Here is a 668-nt window from a genome sequence, read left to right as displayed (position 1 = left end):
GCGAACCGGCCTGCGGCCTCGGCGGCGCGGAGTTGACGAACGCAGTCGTCGAGGGTGGTGAAGTAGATCGAGGACCCGGCCTGGCATGCCGCGACTGCCAGCGCGGTGGCGATATGGGTCTTCCCGGTCCCGGGCGGCCCGAGCAGCGCGACGTTGCGGTGGGCCTCGACGAACGCCAATGTGGCCAGGTCGCGGATCTTTCTGACGTCGAGGTCGGGCTGGAAGGCAAAGTCGAACTCGTCGAGAGTCTTGTGGTGCGGCAGCCCGGACAGCTTCAGCGCGGTCCGGAACCGGCGTCCCTCGCGCAGCCCGAGCTCCTCGCCGAGGACGGTGTCGATGAACTCGCGATAGCCCATCTGATCGGCCTCGGCCCGCCCGACCAGAAGCTCGAGGTTCTCGGCCAGGTGCGGCAGCCCGAGGCGAGTCGCGTGCGCGGTGATGGGGCCTGTGCAACGACCGGTGGTTCCGGCCCGACACGCCGGACCTCAGCGTCCGGCGGGATGGGCACTGTGAGTGATGACATCAGACCCTATGGGCTCTGCTGAGAACGAGACGGGTTCGGGTCGGCGGTTCTCGCCCGAGCAGGCCGCCGCAGCGGCGATGGTGGCCGACGCCCGAGCGCGGGGGCTGGAACTGACCGGCCCGGACGGCTTGTTGAAGCTGTTCAC

At 69.5% G+C, this 668-nt stretch carries 1 protein-coding gene; it reads right to left on the bottom strand.

Translation table 11 applies throughout. The features are described from left to right. Window positions 1-383 (bottom strand): ATP-binding protein (locus FVA95_RS29160; protein WP_240051803.1); only part of this gene is annotated, 383 nt, incomplete at its 3' end. Between the last annotated feature and the right edge of the window lie 285 nt (window positions 384-668).

It is taken from the genome of Pseudonocardia sp. EV170527-09 (genome assembly GCF_008369905.1).
Classification (GTDB): domain Bacteria; phylum Actinomycetota; class Actinomycetes; order Mycobacteriales; family Pseudonocardiaceae; genus Pseudonocardia.
This window is presented reverse-complemented; position numbering and strand designations above follow the sequence as displayed.